The sequence below is a fragment of the Methylohalobius crimeensis 10Ki genome (assembly GCF_000421465.1).
Lineage (GTDB): Bacteria > Pseudomonadota > Gammaproteobacteria > Methylococcales > Methylothermaceae > Methylohalobius > Methylohalobius crimeensis.
In genome coordinates this window covers 2,176,562-2,194,232 of sequence record NZ_ATXB01000001.1, presented here as the reverse complement: position 1 = coordinate 2,194,232, position 17,671 = coordinate 2,176,562, and the positions used below count along the sequence as shown (strand labels likewise).

At 53.3% G+C, this 17,671-nt stretch carries 12 protein-coding genes; 8 read left to right on the top strand and 4 right to left on the bottom strand.

From position 1 onward, the window contains the following. Window positions 1-44: 44 nt before the first annotated feature. Window positions 45-725, top strand: coding sequence for a YggS family pyridoxal phosphate-dependent enzyme (locus H035_RS0110925; protein ID WP_022949011.1), 681 nt, complete (start codon window positions 45-47; stop codon window positions 723-725). Here the strand turns inward: H035_RS0110925 and H035_RS0110920 are convergent. Beyond that, entirely contained in the window at window positions 722-2,587 is a 1,866-nt protein-coding gene (locus H035_RS0110920; protein ID WP_022949010.1) for a polysaccharide biosynthesis protein, read from the bottom strand. The genes H035_RS0110925 and H035_RS0110920 overlap by 4 nt on opposite strands. 254 nt (window positions 2,588-2,841) lie before the next feature. On the opposite strand from H035_RS0110920, the gene H035_RS0110915 reads away from it, so the two are divergent. From H035_RS0110915 to H035_RS0110905, 3 genes are all read left to right on the top strand, one after another. Further along, window positions 2,842-3,729, top strand: coding sequence for a porin family protein (locus tag H035_RS0110915; protein ID WP_022949009.1), 888 nt, complete (start codon window positions 2,842-2,844; stop codon window positions 3,727-3,729). Window positions 3,730-3,820: 91 nt separating this feature from the next. Next, on the top strand, window positions 3,821-4,762 hold the full coding sequence (pip, locus tag H035_RS0110910) for a prolyl aminopeptidase (RefSeq protein WP_022949008.1): 942 nt from the start codon (window positions 3,821-3,823) through the stop codon (window positions 4,760-4,762). Next, on the top strand, window positions 4,759-5,370 hold the full coding sequence (locus H035_RS0110905; protein WP_022949007.1) for a UbiX family flavin prenyltransferase: 612 nt from the start codon (window positions 4,759-4,761) through the stop codon (window positions 5,368-5,370). Before pip ends, H035_RS0110905 begins: the two co-directional genes overlap by 4 nt. 527 nt (window positions 5,371-5,897) lie before the next feature. Here the strand turns inward: H035_RS0110905 and H035_RS19325 are convergent. Then, entirely contained in the window at window positions 5,898-6,950 is a 1,053-nt protein-coding gene (locus tag H035_RS19325) for an IS4 family transposase (RefSeq protein ID WP_084684842.1), read from the bottom strand. Window positions 6,951-7,228: 278 nt separating this feature from the next. Here H035_RS19325 and H035_RS0110895 point away from each other — a divergent pair, with 278 nt between their 5' ends. The 3 genes from H035_RS0110895 to H035_RS21360 all read left to right on the top strand — a co-directional run bounded on the left by H035_RS0110895 (window position 7,229) and on the right by H035_RS21360 (window position 13,200). Further along, window positions 7,229-8,395, top strand: a complete 1,167-nt coding sequence (locus H035_RS0110895; protein WP_022949006.1) for a DegT/DnrJ/EryC1/StrS family aminotransferase — start codon at window positions 7,229-7,231, stop codon at window positions 8,393-8,395. 2 nt (window positions 8,396-8,397) lie between these two features. Beyond that, a complete protein-coding gene (locus H035_RS21365; RefSeq protein ID WP_084684888.1) occupies window positions 8,398-8,967 on the top strand; it encodes an acyltransferase in 570 nt (189 codons plus the stop codon). Window positions 8,968-9,039: 72 nt separating this feature from the next. Further along, the gene (locus tag H035_RS21360; RefSeq protein WP_084684887.1) at window positions 9,040-13,200 is read left to right on the top strand and encodes a glycosyltransferase; all 4,161 of its coding nucleotides are present in this window, start codon (window positions 9,040-9,042) and stop codon (window positions 13,198-13,200) included. Here the strand turns inward: H035_RS21360 and bioA are convergent. Further along, entirely contained in the window at window positions 13,127-14,419 is a 1,293-nt protein-coding gene (gene bioA, locus H035_RS0110875; protein WP_022949003.1) for an adenosylmethionine--8-amino-7-oxononanoate transaminase, read from the bottom strand. The two genes, H035_RS21360 and bioA, sit on opposite strands and share 74 nt — an antisense overlap. Continuing rightward, window positions 14,416-15,936 (bottom strand): Ppx/GppA phosphatase family protein, encoded by a 1,521-nt coding sequence (locus H035_RS19315; protein ID WP_022949002.1) that lies wholly within the window; start codon window positions 15,934-15,936, stop codon window positions 14,416-14,418. The genes bioA and H035_RS19315 overlap by 4 nt, the downstream gene beginning before the upstream one ends. 219 nt (window positions 15,937-16,155) lie before the next feature. Between H035_RS19315 and H035_RS22650 the strand changes: the two genes are divergently transcribed. Beyond that, the gene (locus H035_RS22650; RefSeq protein ID WP_022949001.1) at window positions 16,156-17,634 is read left to right on the top strand and encodes a flagellin N-terminal helical domain-containing protein; all 1,479 of its coding nucleotides are present in this window, start codon (window positions 16,156-16,158) and stop codon (window positions 17,632-17,634) included. Window positions 17,635-17,671 lie beyond the last annotated feature (37 nt).

Genomic DNA, 17,671 nt, shown 5'->3' with positions numbered 1-17,671 from the left:
ACGCAATTGCCTTAATTATAGAAATTATAGACCAGACGAAATCCATGACCATCCAGCAGCGACTCCAGAAGATACAACAAAGGATCCGATCGGCACTTGAGCAAGCCGGTCGCGATACGCACGTGACTCTGGTGGCGGTGGGGAAAACCCAACCGCCGCGGCGGCTTCTCGAAGCCTATCGCTTAGGCGTGTGCCACTTCGGGGAGAACTATCTGCAAGAAGCATTAGCCAAGCAGAAAGCCTTGTCGCATTGCCAGATAACCTGGCATTTCATCGGCCCGATCCAATCCAATAAAACCCGGGACATTGCGGCCCATTTTGCTTGGGTTCATGGTGTGGATCGACTCAAAATCGCACGCCGTTTGAGTGAGCAACGCCCGGATTGGCTACCGCCGTTGAACATTTGTCTCCAGGTGAACGTGAGCGGCGAGGAAAGTAAATCCGGCGTTTCTCCCCCGGAGGTAACGGATTTTGCGCGGGCGGTGGGGGCCTTGCCGCGCCTCCGTTTGCGGGGATTGATGGCTCTGCCCGCGCCGGCCGAGGATTTCGAGGCCCAGCGTCGTCCGTTTCAGCGTTTATACGGGCTTTATGAGGAACTCGCCGATTTGGGGCTGGATACCTTATCCATGGGCATGTCGACCGATATGGAGGCGGCGGTTTCGGAGGGGGCGACGATGGTCCGGATCGGAACCGCCCTGTTCGGCCCCCGGCAAAAAACGGTCTAGGCCGAGGTGAGTCGGCGCTCGAGCGTCAGTTGGGGGCGATACTCGGGAACCAGGGTGCGGAGCAAGATCATGATCTGACTTTCATCGGATGTTTGACAGGCCTTGACCATTTGATCGAGCAGTTTGGCGATGATTCGGGGATCGCAGGGACGCGAATGGGCCAGGAGCAGTTTTTGATGGACGGTGGCCACCAGATTTTCGTCCCGGTGGAACAATTCTTCGTTCAGCCTTTCGCCGGGACGCAGACCGACGTAGCGAATTTCGATATCGATCCCCGGACGTTTGCCGCTCAGGCGGAGCATTTGTTCGGCCAGATAACGGATTTTGATCGGCTCGCCCATGTCCAGGATGAAAATTTCTCCTCCCTGGCCCGCCGTCGCCGCCTGCATGATCAGTTGACACGCCTCCGGAATGGTCATGAAATAGCGGCTGATTTCGGGATGGGTGACGGTGACCGGGCCGCCCATGCGGATTTGTTCGCGAAACAATGGCACCACGCTGCCGGCCGAATCGAGCACGTTGCCGAACCGTACAGTGAGAAAGCGCGTGGAACCAAGACTGTCCAGACTCTGGCAAATCATCTCGGCGGCCCGTTTGGTCGCGCCCATCACGTTGCAAGGGTTGACCGCCTTGTCGGTGGAGATCAGTACGAATTCTTCCGCTTCCGCTTCGATGGCCGCCTCGGCGACGATGCGGGTCCCCAGGCAATTGTTGTGCACCGCCTCGCGTAGCTGATTTTCCAATAAAGGGACATGTTTATAAGCGGCGGCGTGGAAGACGATCTGCGGGCGATGGGTTTCCATCACTTGGCGTACGGAGGCCGGATCGGTAATGTTGCCCAATATCGGTACGATGGGGAGCTCCGGGAAGCATCGGCGCAGGTCGTTTTCAATCCGGAATAAATTGTATTCGCACAATTCGAACAGGATCAGCCGTTCCATCGGCATGGAGGCCAGTTGCCGGCATAGTTCGGAACCGATGGACCCGCCGGCGCCGGTAATCAAGACGGTTTTGTGGCGCAAGTGGGTGCGGATGGCTTGCCAGTCGAGTTGAGCGGGTTCGCGCCCCAGAAGGTCCTCGATCGACACCTCCCGTAAACCCATGTCGAGCATACGGTAAAACAAACTTTCCTTCAAGGAAGGCAGGGTAAGGAATGGCACATCCGTCTGCTCGCAGTATTCGACGATTCGCCGCATTTGTCGGTCGCTTGCCGATGGAATAGCGATCAGAATGGCGTCTATGCGGTATTTTTTGACCAGCCGGGGAATTTTCTGGCATCCTCCGGCGACGCGGATGCCCCGAATCTCGCGGCCCTTTTTTTTGGAATCGTCATCCACCAGGACCATCGGCCGGTATTCCGGGGCATTGGCTTGCAAGAGGTCCCTGACCAGCATCTCGCCGGCTCGGCCCGCGCCCACCACCAAGGTGCGTTTGCCCGTCATAAAGGCGGATACCTGGTCTTTCCAGGATCGATAGATCAACCGAGGGGTGCCGATGAGAATCGGCAATAAGGCGCTATAAATAAAAGGCACCGAACGGGGGATCGATTCCAGACGATCGTACAGCCATCCGCCGACGGCGATGCAAGCCGTACCCATGAGCACCGCTTTGGCGATCTGCAGCAGATCCGGTAAGGAGGCGAAACGCCATAGGCTGCGATACAAACGAAAGTAATAGAAAATGATCCCTTGGGTGGCCACCACCCACGGAAGAAATGCGAAGCCTTTCAGAAGAACCCCTTCCGGTATGGATTCCAGATTAAAGCGCAGCCAGTACGCGCCCATCCAGGCAAGGGGGATCATCAATAGGTCGTGTAACAGCACCAGGCTTGGGGTGCGGAGTTTGTCCAGGGTAATATTCATGGCCCCCCGTTGTTTATTTGCTACAGTCGCTGAGATGGACGGTTTTTGCCTCGATATATCAAGACTGTCATAATCTGCAAGACATTATTGCAAAATATTTGTTTCTCTAAAAGTTGTCTGCTAGCATAAAGTTGTATTCGAATGTTGCTTTTAAGCAAAAAGCAAAAGCGACTGAGGTAAAGGGATTGTCCAGACTTCAATATTTAAAGGGAACGGTGGAAAATTAATAACCCGAATCGGGGAGGATGGTAACCATGAAGACCTTAAAACATATTGCCAAGGCAATGGCCGGAGGTTCGCTGTTGGCGGCGGCTGCGGTCGCGCCTCAAGCCCATGCCCATAAAAATCACGACCACGGCGGCGGCGCGGCTTCCCGCATGCAGCAGTTGGAAGATCAACTGCGTTTGCTCAAGCGGGAATTGGCCGATTTGAAAGCCCATCAGGAAGGCCACCATCAGCAAATGATGGAACTGGAAGAATGGAAGCAGCAGGCCGGGGTTGAAATCGGCGCACATCCGAAACATGATAACTTGCTCTTCTTCCGCGGCGGTTATGCGCGCCTGATGACCGATCGGGGAAAAGATGTGCTGCCTTCTCCTAACAGCTCTGCGGCCAAAGGCCAGAATGGTTTCTACATTGGCGCCGGTTTCGAGCACAATCTCTCTCATGATATTTTCGGATTGACCGAAGGCACCATGCTTGACGGTACGGATCTTCTGGGTGAAGTGATGTTCGAATACAAGCGTTTCGCCCAGGGCAACTCCCTGCTAACCGACAGCGATCAAGGGGTTGTCGTCACTCAGTTGGCGCCCAATAAAGCTCCGGAAACCTCCACCGTGACCCAGTTCACGATCAGCGCCGCGCCCAAAATCCGATTCTTGCGTGACAGCATCATTCGGCCCTGGATTATTCCGGTCGGCTTTGCCGTCCATGTGGTCAGCCCGCCGTCCGACGGGGTGACCGTGTTTAATCCGGGATTGATGTTCGGTGCGGGTGCCGAGGTCAATCTTTGGAAAAACTTCTATGCCGGCGCCGACTTCCGCTATCACGTGACTCCGGGTAGCGAAAGCAGCCTGAGCGGTGTGGAAGATACCGATACCGACGGCCTCACCGCCGGTGGCTATATCGGTTTCGGTTTCTAACAACCGTTTTTCATCCACTTGTCAGCAAGGGGCCCTCGTGGCCCCTTGTTTTTGTCCGCCTGAAGCCCATTTTCCACTACAATAGGCGGTCATGAAAACGCTCTATCCTCCCCTGGAACCTTACGCGGTTCATCAATTGGAAGCCGACGGCCACCGTATTTATTACGAGGAATGCGGTCATCCCGAAGGGATACCTGTCCTCTTTCTGCACGGAGGTCCGGGTTCGGGTTGCCGTCCCGATCATCGGCGATTCTTCGATCCAAAGCACTATCGCGTGATTTTGCTGGACCAACGGGGCTGCGGTCGCTCCGAACCGGTTGGAGAATTGCGCCACAACGATACCTGGAAGCTGGTCGAAGATTTGGAAACCGTTCGCGCTCGGCTCAGAATCAACCGCTGGTTGTTATTCGGCGGTTCGTGGGGGGCGGCGCTGGCGCTCTTGTATGCCCAGCAGCATCCCGAGCGGAGTCTGGGGTTGATCCTGCGAGGCTTGTTTCTGGCGAGACAGATGGATCTGGATTGGTTCGTCCGGGATGGTGCGCGTCGGATTTATCCGGATTATTGGCACCAATTGGTCAAGAGCCTGCCGGTTTCGGGGTGGAATGATTTGATCGAAGGCATGTACAAGGCCGTCACCGGCCATAACGAAGCTTTGCAGTTGCGCGTCGTAGAGGCTTGGAATCGTTGGGGGGCGGCGGTGACTTTGGGGGCGGATTTTGATCCGGATGCCTTGCAGGACCCTGAGCTCTTGCTGCCCAAGACCAAAATAGAACTCCATTATGCCGCTCACCGTTACTTTGTAGAGGAAAACCAAATCCTGCGCGATTGCCACCGGATTCGAACCTTGCCTTGTATCATCCTCCACGGTCGTCAGGATCTGGTCTGCCCCGTGGAGACGGCGTTTTCTCTGCGCCGGCGTCTGCCCGGCGCGCGCCTCAGAATCTTGGCGCATGCGGGTCACATCGCCGCCGGCGAGGAAATGATCGATGCCTTGGTGGATGCCACCGATCAGATGGCGGAGCAGTTGGCATGACCGCTGAGGGCAATCTAGAAGAAGCCATCAAGACCCGCCGTCTGATCGTCGCCCTCACCGGGGCGACCGGCGCCGTGTACGGAGTGCGCATTCTGGAGTTGTTGAAAACCTTGCCCGAGTGGGAATCGCACTTGGTTATCTCCCATGCCGGCGTGGTCAATCTGCACCACGAACTGGGGATGAAGCGTCGCCAACTCCAGGAACTCGCGGACGTTTATTACGATGTTAACGACATCGCGGCCGCCATCGCCAGCGGTGCCTTCAAGACCGAAGGGATGGTGATCGCGCCCTGTTCCATGAAAACCCTGGCGGCCGTGGCCCACGGCTTCGGCGACAATCTCATCACCCGCGCCGCCGACGTCACTTTGAAAGAACGCCGGTCTTTGGTCCTGGTTCCCCGCGAAACCCCCCTGAATCTCGCCCATCTGCGCAACATGGAAAGTGTCACCGAAATGGGAGGCGTCATTTTTCCGCCGCTACCCGCCTTCTACGGCCGTGAAAAGACTTTGGCCGAAATGATCGACGAAAGCGTGGGAAGGATTTTGGGCTTTTTCGGCATTGAGATTGAAGGGTTGGTAGGGCCTTGGAAAGGCCTGAGCAGGCGTTAACAAGTATTTAACCAAGTAGTGACAGGAGTCAAGGGAAGGCGAACCTACAGAAAAAGGCGTTTGTCGCTGCTAGTTGCGCTTCCCCAGGCGAACGAAATTGTACATTTGAAAAGCTCCAAGCGGCGGCGCTCGTCGTAAAAATCCCCTACCCGTCAATACTCTTTCTCGACTAGCCTTCTTTTCCTTGGGATAAGCAATCACATAGTGGTTTCCCCGTAGAGTTGAAATTTGGCAACATCATCGCGTCTCATGGTTAGCGGTGAGGATGACATTAAAAATGCATTCTGGCGCCTTCGTAATCCGCTCCCCCTCCGGTTCATAACAGATCACCAGTACTGTAGTGGCAGTTGGTAGATTGCTGAGTTGCAAATGTGATCGAGGAGAGAACAATTAACTTTAGCACCAATAAGAAGAGGGGTTACGTCGATGCGCTGCATTAACTGTGTTGCTCGGATGAAGCTTGCGGAATCAGTCGAAGGAGGTGGAATCGCTTTACTGCTACAAGCCTCAGTACGGGACAAAAAACTTCAATAGCCATAGAAAATCCGTCCATCGATCGAAGAGGTTGAAGAGGAGATTGCGGATGAAATCGAGGCCATGTCGGAAGACGGACTTGACCGGTCGCTGGAGCGTTTTTTTACCTCAATGGGCTTTTGTTCAGTCAGTACCTCACCGGTACGCCAACTCCAAGCAAAGGCGAGCGCCAAAAGCGCCAGCAGTTTGCTGAGGCGGTCGGGATGAGTCAGATGGGTGTCCTCCAAATTGAAGCCGCGGGACTTCAAGGCGCCGAACAGGGTTTCGATTTCCCAACGCTGCCCATAGGCGGTGAACGCCTCGCTCTGGGGCGCACCGTGAGTTGCCACGATCAAAAGTTCGTTATCGGCCAGCCGCAAAGCCGATATATGAATAAAGCAGTCCCAGACCGGTCGACGCCCTTCCAAGTGACGCATCTGTCCGGGCCTAAGCGATCTAAAGAACAGCCAGGCTGGGGTGGCGCGATTCCAGGTGTTGGGAATTCGGGTGTTTTCCTTGATCCGAATATGAAAGGGAATGCCCTGGGTCTGAAGCCAGGTAAACCATTTTTGACCGACAAACTCTCGATCGGCCAACAGCGCCCGGATGCGGGTTTTACCAAAGTTCGCCAGAAAGCGTTGCATCAATTCGATGCGCTGGTCGGTATGAGAATTGCCCGCTTTGCCCAACACCGTCCACAGCACCGGCAAGGCCATCCCCTTCTGGGCAATGCCCAACACCAGAAAATTGATTTCGATCTTACCCAATTTCCAATTGGTACGATCCAAGGTCAGATACCACGGCCCTTCACCCACCGCAAACAAATGCACCAGCAGCCGCGCCAGCACGTCATAGTTGATCGTAAAGCCCCGAAAGAACCGCTGCAAACGCTTATAGTGCGAAGCCACTTGCGCCTTGCCACGGAAAGCCGTGGCCAATTCGGCCAGATTGACGCTGCGTACCTGGAACAAGGCCAACAGAAACTGAGCCAGAAAGTTCAAGCGGGCACCATGCCAGGGGAGATGCTCAGCCAATACGGCCCGAAGCGCAGAAACGGAATCATTCATATCAAGGATAGGGTGAAAATCATCAAATGATCCCCATACTATCAGTAGGTTACAGATTTTGTCCTGTACTAAGGCTACAAGCTACATCCTTATTTCCTTCCATGTAACCTTCAAGGGCTTTTGATCTGGCAAAATTTTGCCGCTTGCTTGATCCAAGCGTCGGTCGGTTGACGCAATTTATTCGGGATGGTCGTACTTTTCCTGATTTTTTAAGAGGATAAGTAAATGGCACGAGTTATGCCTTTTTAAAATATAGAATAAAGTGACATGAAACTTATATGATTAAAATTGGCTTGACTCATCAAGGGTGCAGCAATGAAAGGCTCTTTAGGGAAGAAAGATTAGAGCCGGTCCATGTGAAACGACCGGCGATGCCTCCACTTGAGGAATTCATCTCATGCCTTGAGGCCATCTGGGATAGCCGCGTTTTAACCAACTGTGGTCCGTTTCACGAACAATTCGAGCGTGAGCTAGCGGAATTTCTCGGGGTTGAGCATTTAGCACTTTTTTGTAATGGGACTATTGGTTTGGTTACCGCACTGCAGGCACTGCGAGTTGCTGGCGAAGTAATTACTACTCCCTACTCTTTTGTAGCCACTACTCACGCCCTACTTTGGAACGGCCTAACGCCTGTCTTTGTCGATATCGATCCTGTCACTTTTTCAATTGATCCCAAAAAAATTGAGGAGGCGATCACTCCTCGTACTACCTCTATCCTTCCTGTCCATACTTACGGCATTCCCTGTGATTTTGAAGCAATTCAACGCATCGCTGATATATACGGGCTCAAGGTTATCTACGATGCGGCGCATGCTTTCGGAGTCAGGGATTCAGGCGGTTCGATATTGCGCCATGGCGATCTATCAGTGTTGAGTTTCCATGCGACGAAAGTGTTTCACACTTTTGAGGGTGGTGCCATCATCTGTCCTGATGCAAAGACTAAGCAACGGATTGATTATCTAAAGAATTTTGGTTTTGCTGATGAGGTTACAGTCGTCGCTCCGGGAATTAATGGCAAGATGAACGAATTTCAGGCGGCATATGGGGTTGTGGCGCTCAAGCACTACGGCACTTGGCATGCATCTTGTTCTGCAGTTTCTCATCGCTATCGCGAGCTACTTACGGGCGTGTCGGGGATTCGGTTGTTGAATGTGCCTGAGAAGTTGGAGTGGAATTACGCATATTTTCCGATTCTTGTGGAGGATGGGTATCCGCTGACGCGTGATGACCTCTATTATAAACTGCGAAGAGAAGGAATACATGCGCGCCGGTACTTTTATCCATTAATTTCTGAATTTCCGATGTATCGGGGGTTTGAGTCCGCCAAGTTGGAACATCTGCCGAGGGCATACGAAGTCAGCCGAAAAGTTCTGTGTTTGCCGATGTTCGCCGAGTTACCAATAGATGTTGTCGAGTCTATCTGTCGATTAATTGCAGAAGGGTGATTATGGTCTGGCTTACCCGAAAACAGTTGAAGAGCATGGGTTTTGCAAGTTTAGGTGAACACGTTTTGATTTCCGATAAGGCGTCGATTTATGGTGCTGAAAGTATTTCGATCGGAAATCATGTGCGTATTGATGATTTTTGTGTGTTATCTGCTGGAGATGGTGGTATTCATCTAGGCAACTATATTCACATTGCGGTGTTTAGTAGTCTGATCGGTCAAGGAAAAATTGTTTTGGAAAATTTCTGCGGACTTTCTTCGCGGGTTTCGATTTATTCAAGTAATGACGACTATTCCGGGGTTGCGCTTACGAATCCAATGGTTCCAGATGCGTTCAAGGCGGTCACACATGGCTCCGTAGTACTTGAAAAGCATGTCATTATTGGGAGCGGATCGATCGTCTTGCCGAACGTCCGGCTTGGTATTGGATGCGCGATAGGCGCGTTGACTTTGGTCACCCGTGATTGTGAACCGTTCGGTGTATATTGGGGTGTTCCAGCTAAACGCGTCAGAGAGCGTAAACGGGGTATGCTCGAGTTGGAGATTTCTCTCCTTAAAGATTCTGATAATTAAAGCTGACTGTTATTTATCACGCTATGAAAACTATCTTTTTATTTCCTGAGTCAAAAACCTGTAGGGCATGAGATGCAGGAAGCAATTCGTTTACATATAGGTAGCGGCAAGGTATATTTACCGGGATTTATCAATATAGACCTTGATAGCGAGGACGCGGATTTAAAATGGGATGTGCGTCATGGATTGCCATTTGATAATGATAGCGTCTCGCATATATTCAGCGAGCATTTTATTGAACATCTGACTCAGACTGAGTTGATTGTTTTTCTTCGGGAAGTTAGGCGTGTATTGAAGCCTAGTGGCCGCATTCGATTGGCCACTCCTGATTTGAACCAAGCGGTTCAATCTTACTTGGATGGCACATGGCGTCGGAGGCAATGGATAAATAAGTTTGGCTATGAATGGATACAAACAGGGGCTGAATACTTAAATATCTGTTTTCGCGAATGGGGACATCAATATCTTTTAGACCAAGAAGAACTTAATCGTCTGGCTCGTTTTGTAGGTTTGATCCCTTCGGGTAAATATGAGGTTGGAGAAAGCCACGATCCGTGGTTGAGAGGGCTAGAAACGAGGGATGATTCGTTTGTCGTAGAATACAGAAAGAAATGCAGGCAAATCAAAGATCTGCCTTTGGTTTCGATGGTAATCCCAGCCTGCAAACCGCAATTTTTTGCGCAATCTCTAAAAAGCGCTATAGAGCAAACGTATGAACCCAAGGAAATCTTGGTGCTCGATGATAGCAAAGGGAAAGAAATTGAAAGCATTACGCGCGAATATTTGCGTAAATATCCTAAGATCACTCTTCGCTACGTGCGTAACGATCCTCCAGAAATCGGTGAGGCTCCTAATCTTACCAAAGGTATCCAATTGGCAAAGGGAGACTTGATTAAGCCTTTGTATGATGATGATTGGTTGGAACAAAATGCGGTTGAAGTACTTGTCAAGGCAATTCAGAGTGATCCTAATGTAACCTTGGCAATGGGGTGGCGTGACCCAGTCAATATTCATGGTCGTCCGCTTGAACCTGCCCATTGGGGAGGGCGTTTTTCTAATCAGAACAGAAAAATTCATGGCCCTGAAGTTGTGAAAAAGATTTTTTCCCAAGGTTTTAACAATCTTGGTGAACCAATTTGTATGCTATTTTGGCGAGAAGATGCCTTGGCAATTGAAGAGCCTAACGTAATGTCTCTTTTTGGGCGACTTTGTTCTGGTTGTGGAGATGTCTGTTTCGTTTTGCACTTGCTTTCCAAAGGCGATTTGGCTTATGTAGCTAGAAAAATTGCATGGTTTAGAATGCCTAGTGAGGAGAAAGTCAAATACCTCCGAAAAGTTTCAGTATGGAATTATCTGGAATTTAATGCTAAGCGGCTGGGGATGGTGTGTTATTCCAATGCCTCTATTGACAATATATCCAAAAAATTTATATTTCAGGATAATCCTTCTAATTCTAGAGTTCCATATTATTCCATATATACTGAAAGCGCTCAGTATCAGCACTGGTTAAACCGAAGTATTCCTCCTGAGCGAGAATTAATCCACCGGCTTGAGCGGATTCAAAAATGGCCAAATCAACCAAAATTCCATTGTGTTGTCCCGCTTATAGATAGTAGTAAACAAAATTACTTGGCCGACACGCTAGACAGCATCGCTGCCCAGTCTTATGAACATTGGCGATTATCAGTAATTAGCCCGTTGCCATGCCCCGACCCTCTGTGGCAAGACTTACCTCAATTGGCCTGGCATCAGATGGATTCCAAATCTTCCTTAGCCGAAGCCTTGAACAAAGCGATTGCCGCCATAGAAGCTCACTGGGTCTGGCAGCTTAAGCCCGGAGATCGCTTGGAAACGCATGCCTTGCTTACAGGTGCGGAAGCGGTTCATGCCCGTCCGGAGTGGCGTCTGATTTATATGGACGAAGGACAGGTTTCATCGGATGGAGTATTCCATGCTCCCCGTTTTAAACCGGATTTCAACTTGGATTTGCTGCGGGCAAATGATTATTTAGGTCCTATCATGGTTCGTCGGGATGCGTTGTTGGAGTTGGGTGGTTTAACCGATCTTTTTGGTGCTGAAAGTTACGACTTGGCGCTTCGAGTGTTGGATATCTGGGGGGAGAAAGGATTCGGTCACTTGGCCGAGGTGCTGGTGCACCGACCGGATCAAGATGCTTCTGTCACTTCGGAACGATCCGCGGCGCAAACCCACGCAGTCAATGACCACTTGGCGCGCTGCGAGGTGTCTGCAAAAGTAAGGGAAGGTTTTCTGGCCGGTATACGAAGCATTCAATACCCCCTCGACAAGACGCCGCGAGTTTCCATTCTTATACCCACCAAGGACCGACTGGATTTGCTTCAGCCATGTGTCGAGAGCGTACTGGAAAAGACCGTCTATCCCGACTACGAGATCATTGTGATCGACAATCAAAGCCGGGAACGGGAAACCCTTGATTATCTGGAGCAGTTAACCGTTCGAGATTCCCGGGTTCGGGTGCTTCCTTATCCTCATCCTTACAACTTTTCAGCAATCAATAACGCGGCCGCGGAAGTTGCAACAGGGGAATTTCTCCTGCTTTTGAACAACGATACCGTTATTTTGCAGGAAAATTGGTTGGAACGGCTGATGCGACACGGTTTGCGTTCCGAAGTGGGTGCGGTGGGCGCACGCTTGGTTTATCCAGACGGTACTGTGCAACATGCCGGCGTCATCCTGGGTATGGGCGGTGTTGGTGTCGCCGAGCATTGGCATATTGGCTCGAGTCTGGATGACCCGGGGTATATGGGACGTTTGCAGCTTGTTCAAAATCTGTCGGCGGTTACTGCAGCCTGTTTGTTGGTCCGCAAATCTCTTTATCGGGAAATTGGCGGCTTGAATCCCGAGCGTTATAGAGTTCTATTTAATGATATCGACTTTTGCCTCCGGTTGCGTCAACGGAATTATCTGATTGTCTGGACGCCGGAAGTGACCGTAATGCATCATGGCTCGGGTAGCTTGCGAAGTGAATATGATTTCAAGGGACAACAGCGCGCCATCCAAGAAAAAGATGCGATGCTGGAAGATTGGCTGCCGGTCCTTGCCCGCGACCCCGCCTATAATCCGAATCTCAGCCTCAGAGACCGTACGCCGACATTGGAAATCAGCGTTGACGTCCCTTGGACGCATCTGAGACGCGATACTTTAAAAATCGTCGGTATGCCATTGGATGATGCGGGCATCGGCGAGTACCGCATGAGAGCGCCGGTGCGGCAATTGACGAATACGGGAGCGGTGTCCAGCAAGCTTTTGCCGCCACATGCCGGCGAAAGCAATCCTTTGCGGATGAGCGTCACCGAGCTGGTCCGGGCGGCGCCCGATGTGGTTTTTCTGCACGAAGCGCTGACCGATTCCTATGTGGATTTGTGGGAAACCTATCGCCGATATACCGACACTTTCCTGATTTATTCCCAGGATGACTTGATCTTTCAATTGCCCTCCCGACATCCCTTGGCCGGAAAGAACAAGGACGCCAAGAAACGCTTGCGTAAGATGCTCAGGATGAGCGATCGTTTGATTGTCGGTACCCGACCAATGGCTCAGGCGCTGGAAGGAATGATCGAAGATATTCGAGTGGTTCCCAATCGTCTGGAATGGTCTCGGTGGGGGAACATTGAATCTCATCGCCGGAAAGGCGGGAAACCTCGGGTCGGCTGGGCCGGGGCGATCCAGCATCATGCCGATTTGATGTTTTTGTTGCCGATACTCGAAACCACCGCCCCAGAAGTGGACTGGGTATTTTTAGGCATGTGCCCGGAGCCTTTGCGTCCCTATGTGGCCGAATTTCATTCCGGTGTGGCGTTCGATGGCTATCCTGAAAAGCTTGCCAGTCTCGACCTGGATCTGGCGATGGCCCCCCTCGAGCGGAATAAATACAACGAGGCGAAATCCAATCTGCGGCTCTTGGAGTACGGTATTCTCGGTTGGCCGGTCATCTGCACCGATATTTACCCCTATCAATATGAAAATCCCCCGGTTTGTCGCTTGCCCAATCAGCCCGATTTGTGGATAAAGGCAATCCGGGAACGGGTCAACGAGCCGGATGCTTTGGCGAAAGAGGGCGAGCAATTGAGAGATTGGGTACGCAAATCCTGGATTTTGGAGGATCACCTTGACGAGTGGCTCACCGCTTTGACTCCGACTCGATCACCTGACGGATCGCCGAGGTCGAAAATTCCAATTCCCGGTCGTTCATGATATAGGCCGGCATGGTATAGACCAGCTTCCCGAACGGTCGCAGCCAGACACCGGCATCTACGAAGCTCGGCGTGATGACCGCCAGGTCCACCGGTTCCCGCATTTCCACTACGCCGATCGCTCCCAGCACCCGCACTTCTTTGACGCTGGCCAGTTCCGCGCAAGGCGCCAGTCCCCGGCGCAGCCCGGTTTCGATTCGTTTCACACGGGACTGCCAGTCCGATTCCAGCAGGAGGTCGATGCTGGCCGACGCCACCGCGCACGCCAAGGGATTGGCCATGAAGGTGGGGCCGTGCATGAAACAGCCGGCTTCGCCTTGGCCGATGGTTTCGGCGATGTTTGGGGTGGTGAGGGTGGCGGCGAGGGTAAGGTAGCCTCCGGTAATCGCCTTGCCCACACATAGAATATCCGGTGCGATATCGGCGTGCTGGCAAGCGAACAGCCGCCCGGTGCGGCCGAATCCGGTGGCGATCTCGTCGGCGATCAGGAGTACTTCATACTCGTCGCATAGCTGTCGAACGGCTTTCAGGTATTCCGGATGATAAAAACGCATGCCCCCGGCCCCCTGAACGATAGGCTCCAGAATCACGGCGGCGAGTTCGTGATGGCGGCGCTCAAGAAGTTCCGCCAAAGGTTGGATCGCTTCCGGATCCCATGGGTCGTGAAAACCGCAGGATGGATGGGGTGCGAACAACTGGCGCGGCAGGAAGTCGGAGAACAGGTGGTGCATTCCGGTCACCGGATCGCACACCGTCATGGCTCCCAAGGTGTCGCCGTGATAGCCGCCGCGCAGGGCCAAGAAGCGTTTCTTCCCCGAATTACCGCGGGCTTGCCAATATTGCAGGGCCATTTTGAGCGCCACTTCCACCGCCACCGAGCCGGAATCGCACAGAAACACTTTATCCAGCGGCGTCGGGGTCAGATTCACCAGTCGTTCACCCAATTCGATCGCGGGCTCGTGAGTCAGTCCCCCGAACATCACGTGGGCCATTTTTCCGAGCTGGGCCTCGACGGCGGCGTTCAGGCGGGGATGGTTGTAACCGTGAATGGCGCACCACCACGAGGCCATGCCGTCGATCAGCTCGCGCTCGTCGGCTAGTTTTAGGCGCACGCCTTGGGCCGATGCGACCGGCCAAACCGGGTAATGGGCGGGGAGATTGCTGTAGGGATGCCAGAGATGATCGCGGTCGAAGGCCAGGCCTCGATTCCAGTCGATCAAAATACCACCTCGATGGTTCGATCCAGGCCGCGCTCGATGATTTCCCGATCCCGGATCACCGCCCAGCGCTCCAACAGAAAGTCCCCCTTACCGCTGCAAGCGATTTCCACCTGTTTGTCCTGACACAAACATTGAATTTGCTGGACGGCGTTCTGCCGTTCCTTGTTCAAGGCAATGGCCAGTCGCAGCAGGGCCACCAGCTTCAGCCATCGTTGTTGCGCGCCTTTGTCCAGATTTTTGAGGGCTTCGCTGTCGGTGTCGGGCAGCTTCTTGCGGTGGGCGCGGACGATGACCGCCAGGAGCTTTTGTTCTTCCGCCGAAATCCCCAGCATCGGCATCGCGCCGATCAGATAATAGGCATGGCGGTGGTGGCCGTCGGGACGGACGAAGATCCCGATTTCATGAATCAGGGCGGCCATTTCCAACAGCAGTCGATCATAGGCGGGGAGTCCGTGAACGGTGGCCAATTGATCGAACAAGGTCAGGGCCAGACGGCGTATGTGTTCCACGTAGCGCATATCGCAGTGATACTTGCGCGCCACCGCCCGCGCCCAGGCGAGAGCGTCGTGGGTGGCTGAGGTAAGGCGGCCCCGTAAAAGGTCGAGTAAAGTCCCTTCGGCCAGCCCGATGCCGGGAATGGATAAATCGGGTTTGCCCACCAGTTTGAGCGACTTGCGAAGCGTGTGGCAGGCGGGAATGATGACATCGGCGCGGTCCGGCCGTAGCCGCAATTGCTCGACCCGCTGGTCGTAGCCCAGTTCGTCCAGGCGTTTGCCGAGGGCTTTCAGATTGGCATAGCTGAGTCGTTTCGGTGAATCGTTGCCGAGCAGGGCGCGGCCCAGTTGTCCCAAAGTCTCGATGTTGCCCCCGGTACCGACACTCAATTGGATGTCGATTCCGTCGATCAACTCGCGCAGCTTGCCGGCATTGGCGTCGAAAAATTCGTCCAGGATGCGGGCGAAATCCTTGTTGTCGCGTCCGGAAAATTGAGACAGGAGCCGGACCGTGCCCATTTTGAAGCTTTCCAGCGCCGCCACTTCGCCTTTTTCCAGTACCACGAACTCCACGCTGCCGCCGCCGATATCGATGAGTAGGACGTTGTTCTCCGCCAGTTCCGGCAAGGCGTGCTGGATCGCCTGATAAACCAGTCTCGCTTCCTCCTCGCCGGAGATGACTTCGATTGGGATGCCGGTTTCCCGCTGTACTTTCTCAATCAATGCTTGCCGGTTGTCCGCCTCGCGCATGGCGCTGGTGGCCACCGCCCGGACCTGGGCTGAAGGGATGGCCCTTTGGTCGATGAGCGCGCGGAAGTCGGAAAAGGCCTTCAGCGTCCGATCGATGGTCGCATCGCTGAGCTCGCCATTCTGAAATACGTCTTGTCCCAATCGTACGGGCGCGCGCACGGATTCGATCAGATTCAGTCGGCCGTTATGGCCGAGTCCGCCGATACGCAGGCGGATTGCGTTGGAGCCGATGTCGATGACGGCGCCCAAGGGAGGGGGTTGATTTTCCGGCATGTCGGTAACGGAGCAGCTTGAATGGTTGAATTTGAATCTTGTTTTTTCGTGTGCGCATGTTAACGCAATCGTGCCGGGACTTCATGGAGTCGAATCGTGGCGTTGTCAGCGCACAATTAAAAATTTGCGATCGACGGCTAAAGTTTTTTTACCTCCGCCCGCTAACTGGAATGAACGCGAAATGTTTCTTTATTCCAAGCACACCGGAGGTAACCTACTATGGCACAAGTTATCAATACCAACATTGCATCGCTCAACGCCCAGCGTCAATTGAATCGCAGCCAGATGTCCCAGCAGACCGCGATGGAGCGACTTTCCTCGGGGCTGCGCATCAACAGCGCCAAGGACGACGCGGCGGGTCTGGCGATCTCGGATCGGATGACGTCTCAGATTCGGGGCTTGAACCAGGCGGTGCGGAATGCCAACGACGGCATTTCGGTGGCTCAGACCGCCGAAGGGGCGCTGCAGGAATCGACCAATATTTTGCAGCGGATGCGCGAATTGGCGATTCAATCCGCCAACGATACCAATTCGGACACCGATCGGGTCAACCTGCAGAAGGAAGTCAATCAGCTTCAAGAGGAACTGAACCGGATTGCCGACACCACCACGTTCAACGGCAAGAAGCTGCTCGACGGTTCGTTTACCAACGGAAAATTCCACATCGGTGCCAACGCCAACGAATCCATCAACGTCTCTATTGGCAGCGCCCGTGCCACGGATATCGGGGCGCATCAGGCCGACGGTCAAAGTCATGTTGGTACGTCAGGCAGTCTAAGTGCAGCGGCGGATATTTCCGGTGGGAATGGGGTTGCACAGCAAGACTTGACAATCAATGGGCCGAATGGGACTGCAACGATTTCTGGGTCGGTTATCACAGCTGATACTGAGGCCAGTACCATTGCCAATGCGGTCAACAATGTTAGCGGTGAGACTGGCGTATCGGCGACGGCGCGAACCGAGGTAACGCTCGACAACTTAGGGGGCGATGGTACGGTTGCCTTTAATCTATCTTCCTCTTCCAATACTGCAGTCAGTATTTCCGCGGGTGTCACCCAATCGGATCTGACAAATCTTGCCGATGCTGTTAATAATCGTACTGGTGAAACCGGCATTACCGCAACACTCAGCGATGATAAGCAGAGTATTACTTTGGTCAATGAGAAAGGCGATGACATAAATATCGCAGATTTTACCAGCACTGCCACTACTGACACGATTGACGTTGGGGGTACCACCTTAGATGGAGGAACAGCTACTGATAGCGTGGTTGTGGGCGGCCAAGTTTCGTTTGAAGCCGACAAAGGCTTCAGTGTGGTGAGCGATGACACGGGCCAGACTTTGCTTACAACTGCCGCCAATACTGCAACCGCTTCCCAGCTTTCTCAAGTGGCCGAGGTTGACATATCGAGTCAATCCAGTGCGAACGACGCTATCTCAGTAATCGACAAAGCATTGAGCGGCATCGCGACCCAGCGCGCCGATCTGGGCGCGGTCCAGAACCGCTTCGACAGTACCATCGCCAATCTGGAAAGCATCTCCCAGAACGTCACTGCCGCCCGCTCCCGTATCCGCGATGCCGACTTCGCCCAGGAATCGGCCGAGTTGGCCCGGAGCCAAGTCCTTCAGCAGGCAGGTACGGCGATGCTCGCCCAGGCCAACGCCGCCTCGCAGGGGGTCTTGCAATTGCTGGGATAAGTTTCCGATCTCTTCTAAAGTGCAGGCGGCTTGGCCG